Consider the following 16,327-nt stretch of genomic DNA (forward strand, 5'->3'; position numbering starts at 1 on the left):
ACCTGCCATCCGGAAGCAGCTTCACTCGTATGGAGGAAGTTGCCGGTCTGTGCGGGGCGGCGCTGGGCATCGCCGGTGCACCGTCGAGGGAACCGGCGGCTCCGCGCCAGGGCCGCCCACCGGTGCGGGCACGCACCGGTGATCCCGGCCGAGCCCGCTCCAGCGCGTGTGAGGAATAGCGATGCCGCCTGTCCCGCCGGTCCACGAGCCGGTAGCTCCCGCGTTCGTCGTCCCGTCGGTCGCTTTGCCGTTCGAGCCACCGCCGACCCGTCCGGATGCGGGCGCCCTGCGCGACGACGCCATCGCCTGGGCCGAGCGGCACGGCCTGATCGGGCCGAGGGGCCGGGCCAGACTTCAGCAGTCGGCCCTGCTGGGCCTGGCAGTGGCGCTGGCCGGTCCGGCCCCGCTGCCTGGCGCGGCGGTTTTGATGGACTGGTTCCTGTGGGCGCTGGTGCTCGACGACCGGGTCGACGACGGACCCTGGGGTGAAGGTGGGGCGCTACGGCGTTTCTCCGCCGAGGTCGAGTCGATCGTGGAGCCCGGTTGTGGCACGGACAGCCGTGACCCGATGCTGCACGCTCTGGCCACCGACCTGTGGCCGCGCACCCAGGCCCTCGGCGACACGGCATGGCAGGCACGCCTGCGCCGTGACCTGCTCCACCACTTGCGCGCACAGCAGACTGTCGTGCAGATGCGGGAAAGCGGCGCGGCCTGCACCGTGGCCGAGTACACCGAGCTTCGGCGCGAGGCGTTCGGCGCGCTGCTGTTCTTCGATCTCATCGAAGCCGCGGACGGTGCCGTCCCGGCGACCGACCCCTGCGGCGAGGGGTGCTGGCGTGACCTGCGCGCTCTCGCGGCGGATGTCATCGCCTGGACCAACGACATCCACTCCGTCGCGAAGGACCTCGTGCACGGTGAGCCCTACAACCTGGTCACGCTTCTCGCCGGGGAACACCGCACCCCTTGGCAGGAAACACTGGACACGACCCGCGACATGATCGTCGCGGCCGCCGACGACTTCACCGCCCGCAAACTCCGCCACCTCGCCCACCTGCCGTCCGTCTCTCGTACCGCGGACCAGGCAGCGCGGATCGGACGGCTCGAACAGGCGATGCGCGCCTCCGCCGACTGGCACGCGGGCGTCTCCCGCTACCACTTGCAGGCCGATGGGGGCCCGCACCGCGGCGTCAGCGTCATGGACACCTCGCTGACGCCGCCCACGCTGAAGTCACGAGCTTTCGAAATCGACCCCTATCCGCTGTATCGGCGGCTGCGCGACACCATGCCGATCGCCTATGACGAGCCCACCGATACCTGGCTGCTGAGCCGGCACGCGGACGTACGCGCGGCCTTGACCGATCCCAGGTTCAGTAACGAGAACTACACCTGGCAGATCGCCCCGCTGCTCGGCCACAGCATCGTGTCCATGGACGGTCAGGAGCACGCCGCGCACCGCGCACCGCTCACCCGGGCCTTCCGCAGCCAGGCCCTGACGATCCTGCAGGATTCCATCGACGACGTCGCCAGTGGTCTGGTGGCACGGTTACGCGGCCGCGGGCAGGTGGACCTGGTCGCCGAGTTCACTGCCCCCCTGCCGATCCAGGTGATGGCCCGCGCGCTGGGGCTGCCCGCCGACACACCCGAGCAAGTCGCCCGGTTGAAACGCTGGTGCACCGTCGGCTTCTCCTACATGGGCAACTACCGGCAGGACCCGGGCCTGTTGACGCACGGTCTCACCAATCGGGACGACTTCTACGACTACCTCCAGCCCCACCTGGACGCCCGACGTGCCCGCCCCGGCAACGACCTGATCTCCGCCCTGCTGACCGCCACGGTGGACGGCAGACCGCTGTCGGAGCAGTACGTCCGCGGGTGCTGCGCGATCCTGATGACCGCGGGCAGCGAGACCAGCCACGGCACCCTCGCCAACCTGATCACCAACGTCCTGGAGACCCCCGGGCTGTTGAACGCGATACGCACCGACCCGGCGGCGATCGACCTGGCGCTCGCCGAGACGATGCGCCGCGATCCGGCCCTGCAACTGGTGCTCCGACAGACCCGCGAAGATGTCGACCTGCCCTCCGGGAGGGTACCCGCGGGCGTCACCGTCGCCTGTCTGATCGGCTCGGCCAACCGTGACCCCCGTCGCTTCCCGGACCCGGACAGCTTCGCACTGCACCGCGCCGACGGCCGTCTCGACCGGGAGTACGGCGGCGCGGCCACCCACTTCGCGTTCGGCGCGGGCCGGCACTTCTGCCTCGGGTCCCATCTGGCCCGCGCCGAGATCACCACCGGTCTGCGGCTGCTGATCGCGCAATACCCCCGCGTGCGTTGGGCGCACGGCTTCCGACCGGAACCGACCGGCTTCCTCAACCGCTGCCCCAGCCGACTGGAGGTCACCCTGTGACCGAAGCGGCACACGGACCCGAGGGCTACGCGAGCAGCTATGTCGCCCACCACGTCCCCGGCGAACAAGCCCGCCTGCACGCCTTGGAGGCCGCGTTCGATCCGGCGACCTTCCGCGTGCTCAGCCGTCTCGGCCTGCCCGAGGACGCGCGCTGTCTCGACCTGGGCGCCGGAGCGGGGTCGGTCGCCGCCTGGCTGGCAGCCCACCACCCCCTCGGGCAGATCACCGCCACCGACACGGACACCCGGTTCCTGCGCTTCCCGCCCCGCACACCGATCCGGGTGCTTCGCCACGACGCCGTTCGCGAGGACTTCCCGCCCGAGGCGTTCGACCTCGTCCACGCCCGCGCCCTGCTGTGCCACCTGCCCCAACGCGAAAAGCTGCTCCGGCGGGCCGTCGATTGGGTCCGCCCCGGCGGCTGGCTGGTCGTCGAGGACCTCTCCGTCCGGCTCGCCGACACCTCCCCGCATCTCGTGTTCAAAAAGGTCACCCGGGCCGGCGAAGAGCTGCTCGCCACGACGGTCGGATCCGACCTGCGCTGGGCCGACAAGCTTGCCGGCCGATTCACCGAGCTCGACCTGGACGACGTCGAGTCCTCCACCGCTCCGGGCACCGTCGGCGATCGAAGCGCGACCGATGCCTTCTGGACGGCGACGTTCGACCAAGCCGTCCCCGCCCTGCTGGACAAGGGCCTACTCACCCGCCAGGACATGGCAGCAATGCGCGCACTCCACCGCTCGCCCGACTTCACCGACACCGGTATCAGCCTGATCTCGGTACAAGGCCGCAAGAAGGCGGGCGGGGCTCCCGTATCGACTCCATGACGCGGGTGAACCGAGCCCAGTCGTCGGTGTTCCCCCGCCCGTGACGATAAGCGCGAGCGGGCGGGCGGGCGGCTCCGGCCGCCGTCCACCGCCAGGTGGATCCTGGCGGTCAGGCCGCCCCGGGACCGCCCGAGGGCCTGGCCGACCCCGGACGATCGAAGAACAGCCAGTCACGCACGCAACTCCGGCTTGTCCGCCCACTACCAGCCAGCGCACCGATTTCCCACACCGCCGGTCCCGGCCCGGTCAACGTGGCTGCCCGGCTCCTGCCGCGTGCAGCAGTTGCGCCGAGTACGAATTGAGTTCGATCGGTGCGTCCTCGCCGACCACCACCGTGCCTCCGAGGTGCGCCAGATGGCGGCCGAACGCGTAGTTCGGCTCGAAGGCGAAACTCATTCCGGGCGCCAGTTCCATACTGGGCAGGAACGTGGGGTGGTCGGATACGCGGGGATACCCTTCGGTGCCGGGGATGCGGCTGAAGAGTCCGCGTCCCTTGCCCACGGAGAGCCCGGGGTTGAGTGAGTGCACAGCGATCAGGAACGGCCAGCCGTCGGCTGCGTCGATCGGCTCGTGCATGGCGTCGACGAGTTCGCCGAACGTGTGCCCCGGGCGAAGCGCCTTGAGGCCGGCGTCGTAGGACGCGCGGCACACGTCCGCGGCACGGTGGAAGTCCTCGTGCACGTCACCGACGGCGATGGTGACCTGGTTCTGGGCGTGGCGGCCGCCGAAGCTGGAGAACACCTCGGCGTAGATGACATCGCCGTCCTCCAGGACACGGGGAGCCTGCGCGCGTTGGCCCCAGGCCGGCGGCCCCGCCGCCACCACGTCCGGCCCCGACCACAGGTGCATGGCAGGGGGCAGCGACCCGTGGCTGTATCCCGCGGCCATACCCGCCGCGTACACCCGGCTCTCCGGAATACCGGGCGCGGCGGTCGCCACCATGGCCTCGACCATGGCGTCACCGATCCTGGCCGAGTGCCGCAGCACGGCGATCTCCTCCTCGCCGAGCCGCATGACGAGTTGACCGAAGGGGAGATCGACCGGCTCGAAGACGGCGTCGGGAAAGCGGGACAGGACGTTGTTCCAGACGCCGTAGGGGATGATTCCCTCGGGATGCCACGGCATGTGGGAGCCGAGGCCGATAACGCCGATGACCGCCTCGGCCAGACTCAGCTCGTCGAGTGTTTCGATGACCGTGCCGGAATGACGGGTGCCGCGCAGGTGGTGTGGGGGGATCCACGGGGTGTCTCCGCGTCGGCGGGATTCCAGGTGGTCCATGACGAACATGGGCCCCGGCAGCAGGGAGACCGGCTCACCGGTCCTGGGGAAGACAACCGTCGTGCCGGCCCGGCCGTTGGTGAACCAGGTGTCGTAAGCGACCGGCGCGGGGCCCGCGTCCTCGTGCTCGCCGAAGACCAGCAGCGCGTCGAGGCCCTCGCGGGCCATGAAGTCCCTCGCCAGGTTCCATCGGCGGTCGCGCTCGATCGTGGAAAAGACCGGTATCCGTGCTTCGGTCATGTGCACTCACTTCCTCGGGGCGTCGCCCCGACCCGGCAGGTCAGCGGGAAGGGCGGATCCCCGCACCTGGTGTGGGATCGGCGTTCATGACCAGCGTGAGGCGTCTGTCCGGGGGGAACCAGGACCACCCTGTCCCTGGTTCCGCGGGGCTGCCCTCGGCGCGTGGACGGTGCGAGGAGTCACCGGGTTACCGGGTCACCGGATCGCCTGGAAGCTCTGCGTCCCGATCGTCCGCAGCAGTGCGAGCTTCTCGAGTGCGTCGGTGCCCTCGGTCGGGAAGAACGCCAGAACCTTGGTGTCCGCCTCGGGCGAGAGCAGGACCTCGCAGGTCAGGTGCAGGACGCCGACCTCGGGGTGCAGGAACCTCTTCCGGTCGAAGCGGCGCACCGCCACCTCGTGGCGTTCCCACAGAGTGCGGAACTCCTCGCTGCGCTCCAGCAGGCCGTGGATCAGGTCGGTGACGTCGGCATCACCCCCGCGCCGCGCGGAGGTCGCCCGCAGGTCGCTGACGTGCGCGAGCGAATGCCGTGGCCAGTCCTCCTCCGGGAAGCAGGGGCGCAGGGCCGGCTCGGTGAACCACCGCCAGACGATGTTGGCCGAGCGATCGTCGCGGTGCCCAGCGGTCCAGCCCAGAGTGATCGCGGCAACGGTGTTCTGCCACAGCACCTCGCCCAGATCACTGACGACAAACGCCGGGATGTCGCCGAGCCGATCCAGCAAACTCATCACCCCCGGCCGCACGTACCCACCCGAGTAGCGGGCCGGGGCCGAGAATCCGGCCAAATGGTACAGGTGGTCACGCTCGTCGGGATCGCAGCGCAGCGCACGGGCCAGCGACGCCACGATGGTCTCGGAGGGGTTCGCGCCGCGGCACTGTTCCAGCCGGGCGTAGTAGTCCGTGGAGATGTTCGCCAGCTGGGCCACCTCGTCGCGCCGCAGTCCCGGCGTACGCCGCCGCACACCCTCGAGCAGACCTATGTCGGCCGGGCGCAGCAACTCCCGGCGACGGCGGAGGAATTCGGCAAAGCCAGGACGGTCGATCATGTCTCCAGTAGACCCCCGCTCCGCCCGTTCCGGGTAGTCGCCAGCCGCGGACAGCTTGTCCCTGGCTGAGACACCACCCGGTCGGTGATCCTGAGGTGGCCGGGTTCGCGGACCCGCCCCGGGCGGTGAAAGCGCAGAGACGGCCGCGGCCCCGCCGACCGGGGGCCATGGGGTCTTCGTCCTCCGAACCTGCCACCCGCCCCGTCGAACACGCAGTGCCGGCACGGCATGCGGGTCTCTCACTCCGCAGGGACGGCGGTCCCGTCGGCTCCCGTCATCAACAACGTCGAGAACCAGCACACCAGGAGGAACGGCCATGACTGCGATCCTGATCACCGGCGGCCACTCGGGCATCGGTCTCGCCGCGGCGCAGGTGCTCGCCGCGCAACACATCGACCTCGTCCTCGCGGGTCGCAGCGTGGAGCGCATGCGACCGGTCGCCGACGAGCTGAGCGCGCAGCACGGTGTGTCGGTGACGACGCTGACGCTCGACACCTCGTCGCTCGCCTCGGTCAGGGCGGCCGCCACGCGGTTCCGCACGATGCTCGACTCCGGTGAGGTCTCCGGGCTCGACGCGATCGTCTGCAATGCCGGCGGTCGCTTCGACGGCGACATCTCCTACAGCCCCGACGGGTACGAGACGACCTTCGCGACCAACTGCCTGGGCCACTTCCTCCTCGTCGAGCTGCTGTTCCCAAGCCTTTCCGAGAAGGGCCGCGTCGTCTACACCGCCAGCGGCACCCACGACCCGGACTCGATGGACGGCCGCTTGGTCGGTGCCGCCGTGGAGCCGGACGCCGTCGCGCTGGCCACCAACGGAAAGGGCGGCGGCAAGGCACTGCCTGCCGGCAAGCGCTACTCCACCTCGAAGCTGTGCACCGTGATGTACGCCTACGAGCTGGACCGCCGGCTTCGCAGGGCCCACAGTTCGGTGTCCTCGATCGCCTTCGATCCCGGATCCGTGCCCGAGACCGGATTCCTCCGCGGCATGCCGAGGCCAGTGCGATGGGTTTCGAACACGGCGGCCATGAAGTGGGTCTCCAAGCGCATAGGCGTCATCACCTCGGACGCGGAGTTCTCAGGGGCTTCGCTGGCGGCACTCGCCACCGACCCCGGCTATGCGCAGGCATCCGGCACATACTTCCAGGCCCACGACAGGGCCCTCTCGGCCGTGCGCTCCGCGCGGCTCTCCTACGACGAACGGCGCGCGGAGCAGCTGTGGGGCGACTCCAAGCGCCTCGTCCACCTGACCGATGACGAAGAACCGACGCAGCTCCGGTAGGCGGCTCCGCAACTCTGTAACCCGTCGAGCGAATGGCGCCTGTAGCTGCCTGAGCGGGGGCACGGACGGCGGTATCAGAAAGATACTTCGGTCGCGCCGCGGCCTGCCTGGCGATCGTGCAGCCGGCCCTGTCCATAGCGATCCGGCGTGACCGACGCCCCTGACAGCGAGCTTGTCCTCGCGTGGGCGCAGGATGACCGCCGCCCGCTGGTCGCCTCCTTCGTCGCTGCCGCTGTAGAGGCTGCAGGGACGGCTTGAGGGTGCGGTTGATTCCGCACGGCCTGGGTGCAGTGGCGCAACAACACGAAGGCGGTGCGACGCAGCCGACGAGACCTCGACATGGACGACCGAGCGGACCGGTGCCGGGCATCGTGCTCTGCTGGCGTTGTCGACCATGCAGCAACGTGTGGGAACCGCCCGTAGAACCTGTGAGCGCAGTTGTCCCGTAAATGATCCACGACATGCTGGCTGACCGGCGTAGTTTCCCGGTCATCCGGCGAGGGCGAGGTTGTGGGGACGGGCGATGCCGAGCATGGCGTGGTGGACGCCGTCGCCTCTCAGGCGGCAGTCGCCCCTTGCGAACCGGATCGACACCCTCGCGCCGCAGCGCGGTGACCAGCTTGCCGATCTACCGCGGGCCCAGCCCGGTGAATGGGGTCATCCAGGAGGACTCCGACGCCGTGGTGACACCAGTCACGACAAGATCACCTCATCCCTGACCAGCAGTTACGGGACAACGCTTAAAGCGTGTTGCACAAGGCCGCGTTCGGGCAGGTCAGGGCCCGGGGAGATAGTCCTGTGGTCATGATGCGAGGGCGAGGTTGTGCATGTGGGCGACGGCCTGGACCGCATGGTGGAGGCCGTCGCCGTGCTGGCGGCAGTCGCGGAGGATCTTGTAGTTCTTCATCCGGCCGATCACATGCTCCACCCGGGCGCGGACCTTGCGGTGGGCGGCGTTGTCGTCCTCCTCGCCCGGCAGCAAGGGCCGGTGGGGGCGTTTGCGGTGCGGGGTGACCATGCCGCAGTTGAGGTAGGCGCCATCGCCGAGGACGGTCACGCCCTCGCAATGCACGGCCAGGCCGGAGGCCCGCCAGGCATGCGCGTCCGCAGTAGTGCCCGGCACCGGCCGGGCCGCCGCGATCACCAGGCGGGTGTCGGCGTCCACGATGACCTGCACGTTCGCCGAGAACCGGTAGTTGCGTGAGGAGGAGCCGACGTTGCGGTCGCGTACCGGGATCAGGGTGCCGTCCACGATCCACAACCGGTCGGCCGCATCAGCCGGACGGGAGACGGGCTCCAGCGCGAGCAGCGGACCCAGCCGCTGGATCACCCGGCACACGGTCGAGGAGGAGATCCCGAACAGCGGCCCGAGCTGTCGCATGGTCAGGTTCGTGCGGTAGTACACGGCCACCACCAGGACCCGCTCGGCCAGCGGAAGACCCCACGGCCGGCCCCGCAGGGTCCCGTTGCCGCCCCGTTCACGTACCGCCTTCAGCAGCCTCCCGAACTGATCCATGCGCAGCCCGGTGAACGTCTCCACCCATACCCGCTCGGCCCTCAACACCCCAGCCATACAACGGAGATGCCCAGTTCACGTCCTTGTGCAACACGCTTTAGCCAAGGGCATGAGCGGCCAGGAAGTCAGCACCTGCACGGTCGAGTTCATCGGCTGATCCGCCAGGCATCCTCGCACCGTGCCTTTCTCCGCCATGACGTTTCGTCACAGGACCTGGGAGACCCTGTAGGCGATGCCGCCTTCGACAAGGTATCCAGACCCGACGCAGACCGTGCCGTTGAGCCATGCGTAAGGCTCGGCGCCTGTCTCGAAGAGCGGATTGGTCCGGAAGTAGTAGTCGGCCGGGTCGATCCGGTACCACTCGTCGGGGTCGGCCAGGGCGTCGCGCGCCTCGGACGGGGTGACCCAGCGGCCGCCGTAGGTCATATGCAGAAGGGCGCCGTCGTGGGTGCGCAGTGTGAGGCGTACGTCCAGGGTCATCGTTCCGTCGGAGTCGAACAGAGCCCAGTCTCCCCCACCGGGGAGGACGTCACCGTGCAGCCTGGAGCCGTGGAATGTGCCGCCTGCCGCACCGAAGAGGACGCGCCGGCCGAACGGGCCGCTGCCGATGGGCAGTCGGCAGTTCAAGTCGACGACCATGTCGAAGAGGTGTGCTGTCCGGATCTCGGCGACATCCTTCACGCGTGGGTCTGCTGTCATGCCGCGTCGCCTCCTGTGAGCGCGGGAAACAGCCTCTGCCGGACCGCGTCCGTCGAAACGCCCGACTGGGCGCACAGCGTCGCGAGGTCGAAGAAGAAGCGTTCGTACGAGATCAGGTCGTCTTCGAAAGCGAACTGGATGAACACCGGTATCTCGGCACGTTGGCCGTTGGGGAGGACGCCGAACCGGTTGCCCGTCATGGTCAGCCGTGCCGTACCCCAGCACACGAGTGTGTCGCCGCCGCTCGCGTGGCCGTGCAGGGCGACGTCGTAGTCGGGGAACGAGGCGAAGAACCGCCGCAACACCTTTTCGTTCTCGGTCAGGCCCCGAGACGTCGCACCGAAGGCCGGGGTCTCCAGCACCATGCCGGGGTGGAAGAGCCGTACAGCGGCGGGCACGTCCTGGCGGCTCTTGGCGACGGCGAGCGCGTGCGCCAGTTCGAACATGCGTCGTTCATGCACAGATGTCTCCTTCATGTTGCGCCGAGTAAAGTAAACATACGATCGATCGTACGCTTCAGCAAGCGCATGACATGATGGGGTCGATGAACGAGCACTCAGGGAGCCGGGGGCAACAAGCGGCCGTGCCCTCATCGGAAGCAGCAGACGCGACCATGGTGGACCAGCGCCTCGTCCGGGGCGCCCGGACCCGGCGCAAGATCGCACGCCATGGCGTCGACGTTGCCTCACTGGAAGGGCTCAACGGGCTCAGCATCGGCCGCCTGGCCGCCGACCTGGGAGTGAGTAAGAGCGGCATCCAGACACTCTTCAAGACCAAGGAGAACTTGCAGCTCGCGGTCGCGGAGTCGGCGCGCGAAGAGTTCACCGAAGTGGTCATCCGCCCCGCACAGACCACTCAGCCGGGCATCGCCCGGCTCCGCGCACTGACGGAACGCTGGATCTCCTACATCGAGGCGCCCCTGTTCGCCGGAGGCTGTTTCTGGGCGGCCAGCCTCCCCGACTTCGACAGCCGGCCCGGACAAGTCCGTGACGCCCTGTTGCTCCATCGCCGTACATGGCTCGCTCTCCTCGCCGGCGAACTACGCCGGGCCGTGGACACCGGGGAGATCGCCCAACTGGACGTGGACCTCACGGTTTTTCAGATCGACGCGGTGCTCAACGCCGCAAACACCGCCCTGCGCGTGGGTGAAAGTGACGCGGTCTCAATGGTTCGTCGCGTTGTCGACGGGTTCCTCGCATCACCGCGCTGACAGGCAACAAGGAGCGCGAGGAGTGGGGGAGCGCCTGGGTGGAGACGGGGCGCGTCTTCCCCCAGGAGAGCGGCGAGATGAACCACCGCGCCAACGCCACCGCGCTAACGTCACACGGTGACTCATCGAACTGTACGAGGAGATCGGCCTCCCGCCGGTCCGGCTCCACGACCTCCGCCACGGTGCGGCGACGCCGGCCCACGCGGCCGGGCCAACCTGAAAGGCATCCAGAGGGATGCTCGGCCATTCCTCGATCACCATCACGGCCGACACGTGCATGAGCCTGATCCCCGAGGCGGATCTCGCGATCGCCGAAGCCGCAGCACGGCTCGTACCGCGTGCCCGATCACCTCGGGGGCCTGCGCCGCAACAGCCGCCAGGCAGCAAGCGCTCTCGCCCCGGGCCTCGACGCCCTGACCGCCTTCGCCGCGCAGGCAGCCGGGGTCAGTCGCATCGACGAACTCCGCGGTGTCGAGGGCACGGCCGCCCGCCTGTACTTCGAGCGCTTTACCGCCATCCTCTGCCCCGACGTACGGGAGACGTTCGCGGCCGTCGGACCGCTCGACCGCTCCCGTCGCCCGCCCCGGGACCCGCTCGACGCCCTGCTCCCGTACTGCCACGCGCTCTTGGCCAACGACCTGACGGCCACGTGCTGCTCAGCGAACCTCTTTCATGCGGAACAGCCGCAGGTCAGAAGCGTATGAACAGCAGCGATGACGGTTCCGACGCGGTTGGCCGAGCAGCTGGCCAGACTCAGGATGGGCTACTGCTCGAGCCGGGCGCAGGCGCGTTCCCCGGGTACCCGGAGACGTGCGTGGACGCGGTCGAATCGACGATGCCGTGCGCTCTGCGGTCAGATTGACGGGGGGCGGGTCACTCCTGCTGCGGGTTGGGATCGACGTGGATCTGGTTGAATCCCTGGTCTAGGAGGGCTGGGCGGTTCGCGTTCCCGTCTGATCGGGCCCACTGGCTGGATACGGCGTCGAGTACGGCCGTGGCGGCGTTGGTGAGCAGGTCCGCGGTGTACGGGTCGAGGTCGGTCCCTGGCCGATGTTGGAGTGCGTCGCTGACTCGCCTGCGCCATTCGGTTCTGCGTTGGTGGAGTCGCCCGGCCAGTGCGGGCGTTGCCTCGATCAGGCGGATGGTGGCGAGTGCCTGCTCACTGGCGTGGATCTCTTCCTGCCAAGCCTGCAGGACGTGGTGCAGGCACTCCCACGGCCTTTCGTCTGCTGGTCGCGCTGCGATGTCGGCGACGACGTTCTCTCCGGTGAGGTCGATGCCGTCGAAGACGACGTCTTCCTTGGTCGGGAAGTAGCGGAAGAAGCTGCGCTTGGTCATGCCGGCTGCTCGGGCGATGTCCTCGACGGTCGTCTCGTCGAAGCCCTGGCGGGCGAACAGGTCGATGGCCACTTGGGCGAGCTCCGCCCGCACTGCTCGGCGGGTGCGTTCGCGCAGTCCTTCTTTCATGCACTCAGTCTACTTTGCTTCATTCGATGACTATCATGTCACCAAGTGACAGATGACGAATGGGATGGTGTCCATGGAAGGCAAGATCGTCCTGGTGACCGGCAGCACGGGTGGCATCGGCAAGGAGACTGCGCGACAGTTGGCCGCGCTCGGCGCGAGCGTGATCCTCGTCGGACGGGACAAGTGCCGCGCCGACGCTGCCGTGGCGGACCTCCGTCACACCAGCGGGAATGACGACGTCACGGCGATAACGGCCGACATGTCCCGGCTGCGCGACGTCCGTCGCCTCGCCCAGGAGGCCGGCGGCCGGGCCGGCGGCGTGGACGTGCTGATCAACAACGCCGGAGCGACCCGTTCCCACCGCGAGGTGACCGAGGACGGTATCGAGACCGCGTTCGCGGTCAACGTGGTCGCGCCGTTCTGCCTCACCCACTGGCTGATGCCGGCCCTGACCGCGTCCGGGCAGGCCCGGGTCATCAACATCACCGGCGGCATCCCCCGGGGGCGGATCGACCTCGACAACCTGCAGGGCGAGAAGTCCTATGTCGGGCTGTCGTTCTACAACCAGACCAAGCTGGCGCAGATGGCGATGAGCTACCGCTTCGCACAGGAACTTGCGGCCACACCGGTGACGCTGAACGTCGCCTACCCCGGACACGCCTATACCTCGATGAACAAGAACCTCACCGTCGGCACCTATCCGCCACTGGCCCGCCCGATCGTCCCGTTGCTGCGGCTGGCGATGCCTGTCGTCTACGGCCACCGGGCGCTGCTGAGGGCCACGCGCTCCAGCGTGTACCTCGCCTCCAGCCCCGAGGAGCGCAAAACGAACGGCGTCTACTTCAACAGCAAGGCCAAGCCGACCCCGTGGCCCGATGCCGTCCTGGACGACACCACCCGCAACACCATTTGGGAGCTGTGCGAGATGCAGCGCGACCGTCCGACCACGGCGTAACCCTGCCCCCGACGAGGATGGACGTGCTCATGGTGCATCGCAACGCCCCGCTCAGCCTGGAGGGGTGGCGCCGCCTGATCGCTCGGTGTGGGACCCGACTGATCGCTCACGTAGCAGCCGAGGCGGGTATCGCGCGTGCGTGCGCCAAGTGGGTCGACCGATGGCGGCGATATGGCGAAGCCGGTCTTCCAGGCCGCCCCTCGACACCGCACAGCAGCCCGACCGCGACGCCGCCCGAGGCGATCCGACGGGTCGGGGCATGGTGGCGTGAGCACGAGTGGTCCGCCCGACGGATCACCGACGAACCCGCCGACCTGGGCATCGTCATCGACCGACGCACGGTCGGCCGCCACCTGAGCCGGCCCGGGCTGCTCCGGCGAGGGTTCATCGACCCCAGCGGCGGCACCGACCGCAGGGCCCGGCAAGATCATTGCCCGCCGGCCCGGGCACATGGTCCACTTGGACTGAACAAGGCCTGCCGGATCCCCGACGGCGGGGGCCGGCGGATCCACGGCCGAAACAGCGACCAGGCCAAGGTGACGGCACGGGCGAAGACGGCCGGCGCGAAGCGCGGCCACATCTACCTGCACTCCATCGTCGACGGTCACTTTCGGCTCGTCTGCATCGAACCCCTGGACGACGAGAAGGGCTTCACCGCGGCGGCGTTCCTCGCCCGTGCGAGGGTTTGGTTTGCCCACGGCATCAACCACATCCAGAGGAGCGTCACCGACAACGGCGCCTGCCGACGATCCGGCGACTTCGCCCGGATCGTCGGTAACCAGACCCGCCACCAGAAGACCAAGCCCTGCACAGCCCGCCACAACGGGACGGTGGCACGCCACCAGCGCGTCCTGGCCGAAGAACTGCTCTGCGCCCGGGACTTCACCAGCGAAGACGCGCGATCGGCTGCGATTGCCGTCTGGAACATCCACTACAACTGTCACCGGCCGCACAGCGGCGCCGACGACCAGCCGCCGGCATCACGCCTTTTGCGGCAGTATCACCAACGTCCAGCCCTCGGAGAGAGGACGCCGCCGGAGTCATTGTCCTCATCCACAGCGCGCGAGTCTCGTTGACCTGCAACCCGACCGGCCACCGTATACCGGTCGCGGGGGTATCCAGCCGCTGCTCACATCCGGCGGGCAAACCGCACAGGAGGGTACGGCGACCCCGCCGGCAGGCAGAACGGCTTGCTCTGCCGGCGACGGCACGACGTTCGACGCCCCGAACAATCCTCCTTCCCCGAGAGGGGTGTCGCTGCGTGCGGTGCCGGGCGGGATGGCTCAGGCCTGGAACTCGTCGATGACCACAACGCCGGTCGGTCCGTACGTCTCCAGGGACTCCAGCACCCCGTTCGCCTCGTGCAGGCCGACGGTGCGGGTCACGATCCGGCCGGGGTTGAGGCGGCCCGCGGAGATCATGTTCAGCATGGTGCCGAATCGCTGGCCCTGCATGCCGAAGGCACTCAGAATCTCCAGCTCCTTGACCATCATGACGTCGATCGGCAGCGCCACCTCCCCCTTCTCCGCGGCGGTGGTGTGCCCGAGCTGGAGGTGGCGGCCCCGTGTACGCAGGGACAGGACGGAGTTGCGGCAGGCCTCGGCGATCCCGACGGCGTCGACCGACACGTGCGCTCCACCCCTGGTGAGGTTCTTCACCGCCTCCGTGGGCTGGTCCTTCGCCGCGTTGATGGTATGGACCGCGCCCAAGGCCCGCGCGGCCTCCAGCTTCTCGTCCGTGATGTCGATCGCGATGACGTTGGCGCCCGTCGCCGCGGCGACCTCCACCGTCGACAGGCCCATGCCGCCGCCGGCTCCGTACACCGCGACCCATTCCCCGCCGCGGACCTTCGCCTGGTCGACGAGGCCGTGGAAGGCGGTCATGTAGCGGCAGGCGAGAGCGGCGACGTCGACGAAGTCGACGGACTCCGGCACGCGGACCAGGTTGACGTCGGCGAAGCGGACGGTGACGTACTCGGCGAAGGCGCCCCAGTAGGAGACCCCGGGCACGAGCGAGTCCACGTGCTCGCACACCTGCTGGTTGCCGCTGCGGCACATCTCGCAGGAGCCCTCGCCGGGGTTCATCGGGAAGATGACGCGGTCACCCTCCCGCCAGTGCCGTACGTCCCGGCCGACTTCCATGACGGTGCCGGCGAACTCGTGGCCGAGGACGAACGGGGGCTTGACGCTCGGGCCGCCCGTCCAGAAGTTCCCGGACCATAGTGCCCAGTCGGTGCGGCAGATCCCGTTGGCGCCGACGCGCAGGATCGCGCCGTCCGGCGGGCAGTCGGGGTCGGGCACGTCGCGGATGACGAGCGGCTTGTTGAGTTCTTCGATGACTGCGGCGCGCATGGACGCGACCTCCTTGTGGCTCGTGATGCGGCGAGGACCTCAAAGTCCACCGGTTCAAGCGGTGGACTTTGAAGCCAAGTACTTGTCCGACGCGATGTCAACCGCATAAAGTGGTGGACATGAACGACAAGGGCGGTCGACGCAGAGGGCGCCAGCGCACCAAGGCCGACTTCCGCTTTGACGACGCGCGCCTGTGCTTCGCCTTCGTCGGCACCCTGGCCGATCGCGGCACGGACACGCCCTTCGAACGGCTGGCCCGGCCCAACGACCTGGGACGCTGGAGCGTTGAGAGCGGCTGCACCAAGGTGGCGCCGGACTGCACCGAATCCGACCTGGACCACGCCAGACGACTACGCGAGGCGATCCAGCGGACGGGCCAGGCTTTGGCCGACGGAGCCCCGCCCGCCCGCGAGGACATCGCGCTCATCAACAGCGCGGCCGCCGAGCCCACCTCCGTACCCGAACTCTCGGCCGACGCGACCTCCGTGCGCTGGCACGGAGACAGGGTCGCGGCGGTGCTCTCCATGGTTGCGCGGGATCTGATCGAACTCTGCTGCTCGGAACACCGCACACGCGTCCTCATCTGCGGAAACCCCGCGTGCGGTACACCGTTCGTCGACACCTCCCGTGCGGGCGCCCGCCGCTGGTGCTCGATGAAGACCTGCGGCGCCCTCGCCAAGAAGCGCACCTATCGGGCCAGGGCTCAAAACGGGCCCTGAGGCCCGGGATACCGGGGAGACTTGGATCTCGAACGTCCAGGAGAACGGATGGCGACGTTCGGGCGATTTGCCCGATGCCGACCGCGCCGCCCGATAGGCGCTCGACGTGTGCAGGGCACGGAAGTTGAGCCAGAACCGGACTCGTGAACATGACCCGACCGTGAATCCGGATGCCTCCCGAACCGTGAACAACTGGCGGCGCTACTCGTGCGGCGACGGGTTGGGTGTCGAAAGGAACGACGGCTTGCCGGGCTGTGAGCCGGTGATGTTCTGGTCGTACGGTGCCGTGGGTTCCCGGTGCGGTCAGGCGGTCAGACCTGGCGGGGCAGACGGTC

Annotated in this window: 14 protein-coding genes and 2 pseudogenes; 8 read left to right on the forward strand and 8 right to left on the reverse strand. The window is 68.8% G+C overall.

What is annotated here, in order from left to right:
• Positions 1-181 precede the first annotated feature (181 nt).
• Together JW613_RS22075 and JW613_RS22080 are read left to right on the forward strand one after the other, a co-directional pair.
• Complete coding sequence (locus tag JW613_RS22075; RefSeq protein WP_209212566.1) at positions 182-2,407, forward strand: cytochrome P450; 2,226 nt, start codon at positions 182-184, stop codon at positions 2,405-2,407.
• Positions 2,404-3,231, forward strand: coding sequence for a class I SAM-dependent methyltransferase (locus tag JW613_RS22080; protein WP_209212567.1), 828 nt, complete (start codon positions 2,404-2,406; stop codon positions 3,229-3,231). The genes JW613_RS22075 and JW613_RS22080 overlap by 4 nt, the downstream gene beginning before the upstream one ends.
• 246 nt (positions 3,232-3,477) lie before the next feature.
• Here JW613_RS22080 and JW613_RS22085 read toward each other — a convergent pair whose 3' ends face one another.
• Entirely contained in the window at positions 3,478-4,749 is a 1,272-nt protein-coding gene (locus JW613_RS22085) for a M24 family metallopeptidase (protein ID WP_209212568.1), read from the reverse strand.
• 195 nt (positions 4,750-4,944) lie between these two features.
• Entirely contained in the window at positions 4,945-5,793 is an 849-nt protein-coding gene (locus tag JW613_RS22090; RefSeq protein ID WP_209212569.1) for a helix-turn-helix transcriptional regulator, read from the reverse strand.
• Positions 5,794-6,109: 316 nt separating this feature from the next.
• Here JW613_RS22090 and JW613_RS22095 point away from each other — a divergent pair, with 316 nt between their 5' ends.
• Positions 6,110-7,075 carry an SDR family NAD(P)-dependent oxidoreductase gene (locus JW613_RS22095; RefSeq protein WP_209212570.1) on the forward strand — a complete coding sequence of 322 codons (966 nt, stop codon included), beginning with the start codon at positions 6,110-6,112 and terminating at the stop codon, positions 7,073-7,075.
• A 489-nt stretch (positions 7,076-7,564) separates the two neighbouring features.
• On the opposite strand, the pseudogene JW613_RS36875 reads toward JW613_RS22095, so the two are convergent.
• The 4 genes and pseudogenes from JW613_RS36875 to JW613_RS22120 all read right to left on the reverse strand — a co-directional run.
• Positions 7,565-7,723, reverse strand: a pseudogene (locus JW613_RS36875) (IS5/IS1182 family transposase); the annotation flags it as partial.
• Positions 7,724-7,877: 154 nt separating this feature from the next.
• Complete coding sequence (locus tag JW613_RS22110) at positions 7,878-8,648, reverse strand: transposase family protein (protein WP_209212571.1); 771 nt, start codon at positions 8,646-8,648, stop codon at positions 7,878-7,880.
• Positions 8,649-8,795: 147 nt separating this feature from the next.
• Complete coding sequence (locus JW613_RS22115; RefSeq protein ID WP_209212572.1) at positions 8,796-9,290, reverse strand: DUF3237 domain-containing protein; 495 nt, start codon at positions 9,288-9,290, stop codon at positions 8,796-8,798.
• Positions 9,287-9,751, reverse strand: a complete 465-nt coding sequence (locus JW613_RS22120; protein ID WP_209212573.1) for an ester cyclase — start codon at positions 9,749-9,751, stop codon at positions 9,287-9,289. Before JW613_RS22120 ends, JW613_RS22115 begins: the two co-directional genes overlap by 4 nt.
• Positions 9,752-9,834: 83 nt before the next feature.
• On the opposite strand from JW613_RS22120, the gene JW613_RS22125 reads away from it, so the two are divergent.
• Positions 9,835-10,500 carry a TetR/AcrR family transcriptional regulator gene (locus tag JW613_RS22125; RefSeq protein ID WP_245226082.1) on the forward strand — a complete coding sequence of 222 codons (666 nt, stop codon included), beginning with the start codon at positions 9,835-9,837 and terminating at the stop codon, positions 10,498-10,500.
• A 338-nt stretch (positions 10,501-10,838) separates the two neighbouring features.
• Entirely contained in the window at positions 10,839-11,204 is a 366-nt protein-coding gene (locus tag JW613_RS22130; protein ID WP_209212574.1) for a CRISPR-associated endonuclease Cas1, read from the forward strand.
• Between the two features lie 169 nt (positions 11,205-11,373).
• Here the strand turns inward: JW613_RS22130 and JW613_RS22135 are convergent, their stop codons facing one another.
• Entirely contained in the window at positions 11,374-11,967 is a 594-nt protein-coding gene (locus JW613_RS22135; RefSeq protein ID WP_245226083.1) for a TetR family transcriptional regulator, read from the reverse strand.
• Positions 11,968-12,019: 52 nt separating this feature from the next.
• Between JW613_RS22135 and JW613_RS22140 the strand changes: the two genes are divergently transcribed.
• Both JW613_RS22140 and JW613_RS22145 read left to right on the forward strand, forming a co-directional pair.
• Positions 12,020-12,922: an SDR family NAD(P)-dependent oxidoreductase gene (locus JW613_RS22140; RefSeq protein WP_245226084.1), complete on the forward strand. Its 903-nt coding sequence runs from the start codon at positions 12,020-12,022 to the stop codon at positions 12,920-12,922.
• Positions 12,923-12,951: 29 nt separating this feature from the next.
• Positions 12,952-13,998 (forward strand): annotated as a pseudogene (locus JW613_RS22145) (integrase core domain-containing protein).
• A gap of 207 nt (positions 13,999-14,205) precedes the next feature.
• Here JW613_RS22145 and JW613_RS22150 read toward each other — a convergent pair.
• Positions 14,206-15,273 carry an alcohol dehydrogenase catalytic domain-containing protein gene (locus JW613_RS22150; protein ID WP_209212575.1) on the reverse strand — a complete coding sequence of 356 codons (1,068 nt, stop codon included), beginning with the start codon at positions 15,271-15,273 and terminating at the stop codon, positions 14,206-14,208.
• 119 nt (positions 15,274-15,392) lie between these two features.
• On the opposite strand from JW613_RS22150, the gene JW613_RS22155 reads away from it, so the two are divergent.
• Positions 15,393-15,992: a CGNR zinc finger domain-containing protein gene (locus JW613_RS22155; protein WP_209212576.1), complete on the forward strand. Its 600-nt coding sequence runs from the start codon at positions 15,393-15,395 to the stop codon at positions 15,990-15,992.
• The last annotated feature ends 335 nt before the right edge of the window (positions 15,993-16,327 follow it).

Source organism: Streptomyces smyrnaeus (genome assembly GCF_017676345.1).
Classification (GTDB): Bacteria; Actinomycetota; Actinomycetes; order Streptomycetales; family Streptomycetaceae; genus Streptomyces; species Streptomyces smyrnaeus.

Coding starts and splice junctions, on each gene's coding strand:
- JW613_RS22110 (WP_209212571.1), bottom strand. CDS start 8,648: ATGGCTGGGGTGTTGAGGGCCGAGCGGGTATGGGTGGAGACGTTCACC.
- JW613_RS22125 (WP_245226082.1), top strand. CDS start 9,835: ATGAACGAGCACTCAGGGAGCCGGGGGCAACAAGCGGCCGTGCCCTCA.
- JW613_RS22085 (WP_209212568.1), bottom strand. CDS start 4,749: ATGACCGAAGCACGGATACCGGTCTTTTCCACGATCGAGCGCGACCGC.
- JW613_RS22140 (WP_245226084.1), top strand. CDS start 12,020: ATGACGAATGGGATGGTGTCCATGGAAGGCAAGATCGTCCTGGTGACC.
- JW613_RS22150 (WP_209212575.1), bottom strand. CDS start 15,273: ATGCGCGCCGCAGTCATCGAAGAACTCAACAAGCCGCTCGTCATCCGC.
- JW613_RS22095 (WP_209212570.1), top strand. CDS start 6,110: ATGACTGCGATCCTGATCACCGGCGGCCACTCGGGCATCGGTCTCGCC.
- JW613_RS22075 (WP_209212566.1), top strand. CDS start 182: ATGCCGCCTGTCCCGCCGGTCCACGAGCCGGTAGCTCCCGCGTTCGTC.
- JW613_RS22135 (WP_245226083.1), bottom strand. CDS start 11,967: ATGAAAGAAGGACTGCGCGAACGCACCCGCCGAGCAGTGCGGGCGGAG.
- JW613_RS22115 (WP_209212572.1), bottom strand. CDS start 9,290: ATGACAGCAGACCCACGCGTGAAGGATGTCGCCGAGATCCGGACAGCA.
- JW613_RS22090 (WP_209212569.1), bottom strand. CDS start 5,793: ATGATCGACCGTCCTGGCTTTGCCGAATTCCTCCGCCGTCGCCGGGAG.
- JW613_RS22155 (WP_209212576.1), top strand. CDS start 15,393: ATGAACGACAAGGGCGGTCGACGCAGAGGGCGCCAGCGCACCAAGGCC.